At 69.7% G+C, this 1,839-nt stretch carries 5 protein-coding genes; 3 read left to right on the top strand and 2 right to left on the bottom strand.

Going from position 1 to position 1,839, the window contains the following annotated elements; translation table 11 throughout:
- Window positions 1-76 precede the first annotated feature (76 nt).
- Together NBW84_RS17020 and NBW84_RS17015 are read left to right on the top strand one after the other, a co-directional pair.
- Window positions 77-418 (top strand): hypothetical protein, encoded by a 342-nt coding sequence (locus NBW84_RS17020; protein ID WP_250285722.1) that lies wholly within the window; start codon window positions 77-79, stop codon window positions 416-418.
- Window positions 411-767, top strand: coding sequence for a hypothetical protein (locus tag NBW84_RS17015; protein ID WP_250285721.1), 357 nt, complete (start codon window positions 411-413; stop codon window positions 765-767). Before NBW84_RS17020 ends, NBW84_RS17015 begins: the two co-directional genes overlap by 8 nt.
- A gap of 467 nt (window positions 768-1,234) precedes the next feature.
- On the opposite strand, the gene NBW84_RS17010 is transcribed toward NBW84_RS17015, so the two are convergent.
- Complete coding sequence (locus tag NBW84_RS17010; RefSeq protein ID WP_250285720.1) at window positions 1,235-1,390, bottom strand: hypothetical protein; 156 nt, start codon at window positions 1,388-1,390, stop codon at window positions 1,235-1,237.
- Window positions 1,375-1,563, bottom strand: a complete 189-nt coding sequence (locus tag NBW84_RS17005) for a hypothetical protein (RefSeq protein ID WP_250285719.1) — start codon at window positions 1,561-1,563, stop codon at window positions 1,375-1,377. The genes NBW84_RS17010 and NBW84_RS17005 overlap by 16 nt, the downstream gene beginning before the upstream one ends.
- A gap of 138 nt (window positions 1,564-1,701) precedes the next feature.
- Here NBW84_RS17005 and NBW84_RS24460 point away from each other — a divergent pair.
- Window positions 1,702-1,839 (top strand): AAA family ATPase (locus tag NBW84_RS24460; protein WP_445548746.1); only part of this gene is annotated, 138 nt, incomplete at its 3' end.

Genomic DNA, 1,839 nt, shown 5'->3' with positions numbered 1-1,839 from the left:
AGCCTTAACGAAAACGATTACGGTTCCAGCATGCTGTGCCGATCGTAGCAGTGTCGCCACGACCTCGGAGCCCAGCATGAAGGTCGACAGCACCGCCCGGGACTGGGACCGCTTCGTCACCCAGATGCACGACATCCATCTACGCAACACCGTGGCCTGGGCCAACGACGCGACCGGCATGGACCTGGCCGACCAGATCGACCCCGCCTTCCGGCCCGTTCCCGGGCTGGTCCCGGGCTGGTCCCGGGCTGGTCCCGGCGGCCCGCACCGCGCCCGACCACACCACGCCCGACCACACGGCATCCGAACGCGGCGCACCCAGTCGCACCGCACCCAGCCACGCGGCATCCGGCCGTACCGCCGGCCGGACAGTTTGACCGGGTCGTTCCGGGGGGCCGACGAGGACGAACATGAGTGACAGCGCGGACGCGATCAGTCGTATTCAGCGGATCCAGGATCTCCTCAACGGCTCGCCGAACCGGGAAGTCGTCCTTGACGGGCTGTCCGCGGCCACCGGGCGGATCGCGTTACCCCGAGCGCGGCCGGACATTCCGGTCGGCCTCGGCCAGATCCTTGCGGCCCGCAAGTCCCGCTATCGGTTTCACTCCGACCCACCCGACGCGCGGGAACTGTCGTCGCTGTTGCGGTGGGCGTTCGGGCCGCAGCGGACGGTCCGGCTGCCCACCGGCACCGAGCACCGGATGCGCATGGCCCCGTCCGCGGGCGGGCTGCCGTCACTGGCGGTGTACATCCGTCGACCGGCATAGCCGGCCGCTGTCCCCCACCGGCCGGCGGCCTTGACACACGCCGAGGCCAGGAATAGAGCACAATAAGCACCCGCATTCCTCGCACCTGGGTCTTCACCAGGGCTCGCCGCCCCCGACTGGGATGATCATACCAAGCCCGCTGGAGACCTGCGACACACTGGATCGCGTTGATCACAACGTCGGCGTCAAGACCGTGTCGAACGCTCAGCTTCTCCCGCACGGCCGGGCTGACGCGGACCACCGCCACCCAGATCGACGTCATACCGGGAGTGTCCTCAAACAGGGCCAGAGCCCCACATCTGGATCCGCCCCGCCTGGAGCTACACCGCCGACAGCGCCTTCCTGCTCGTGTTGACCAGCTCCCCGAGCTCCTGAACGGTGCCGTCAGGTCGGGCCGTAGAAGGGGCCGGATTGCTGGGGCGGGAGTGGGGCGAGTGCCGGGTCGTCGAGGTCGAGGTCCCGCCGGTTCACGGCGCGGCAGCATTCCGGTAGCCGGCGTCCAGGTAGTGCTCGGCGGGGGTGAGACCACGGTCGGCAAGGGTGCGCTGGACAGGCAGGGTGACCTGCACGTCGGGGACGCCCGCCTGGGTGGTGAGAACGTCCGTGATCAGCCGTAACGGCAACGCGGCTCGTCGACGAACACCTCGGCCAGCCGGTCGCGCAGCCGCATCGCCAACGTCCCCCGCGGGAACGCCGCCCGCGCGGCCGCCACGGTCTGTGTCGGGATCTCCGGCAGCCCTCTGGGCTGCAACGACATGCGCTCCACCTCCCGCGGCCCACGACACGACAGGACCACAGAGGCGATCATGCCGCAAACGCGGCCCACCCGAATTAAGCAGCAGAGTCCCTGGCCGGGGCCACGTACCGCTTCCTCGGCCAGCCCGGATGCACAGCCAGACGTCGCCCGCGGCGGCGCCCGCCGTAGAGTGATCGCATGATGACAGGCCGGCTTGCGGCGGTGACGGTCGAGGGGTACACCTCGATCCGCTCGACGCGGGTCCGGCTGGGCGGGCTGAACGTCCTGATCGGCCCGAACGGGGCGGGCAAGAGCAACTTCATCTCCGCGCTGGAA

This window comes from Protofrankia sp. CiP1_Cm_nod2 (assembly GCF_920664355.1).
GTDB lineage: Bacteria > Actinomycetota > Actinomycetes > Frankiales > Frankiaceae > Protofrankia.
Note: the sequence above shows the minus strand (reverse complement) of the source record. Positions and strands in the feature narration are given on the sequence as shown.

Coding starts and splice junctions, on each gene's coding strand:
- NBW84_RS17015 (WP_250285721.1), top strand. CDS start 411: ATGAGTGACAGCGCGGACGCGATCAGTCGTATTCAGCGGATCCAGGAT.
- NBW84_RS17020 (WP_250285722.1), top strand. CDS start 77: ATGAAGGTCGACAGCACCGCCCGGGACTGGGACCGCTTCGTCACCCAG.